The sequence below is a fragment of the Halomonas sp. SIMBA_159 genome, assembly GCF_046536035.1.
GTDB lineage: Bacteria > Pseudomonadota > Gammaproteobacteria > Pseudomonadales > Halomonadaceae > Vreelandella > Vreelandella venusta_A.
In genome coordinates this window covers 1-269 of record NZ_JAWJBT010000652.1, presented here as the reverse complement: position 1 = coordinate 269, position 269 = coordinate 1, and the positions used below count along the sequence as shown (strand labels likewise).

The 269-nt window shown below is 38.7% G+C and carries 1 protein-coding gene; it reads right to left on the bottom strand.

Going from position 1 to position 269, the window contains the following annotated elements:
- Positions 1-269: hypothetical protein (locus R0J87_RS20815; protein WP_498888638.1), on the bottom strand; the 269-nt coding region annotated here is incomplete at both ends.

The window sequence follows — 269 nt, the reverse complement described above, 5'->3', positions numbered from 1 at the left end:
GTATTCAGTTCTTCAAATGATTTAAATTTATCTTTAGAGGTCATTTCGCTCAGATCCACCATCTGTTCAAACAGTTCTTTCTGAAATGATTCATCATCAATATTCGGAATTGCACTCTGATTCAGAAATTTAGATTCATCATAATTAGAAAAGCCGCTCACCTGTTTCACTTTCAGCACAAAATTTGCGCCTTCCCACGGACAGGTCACATCCACCGGGGTTTCGCCCATTTCCACATCCACTGCAATCATTGCATTAATTTTATCCCA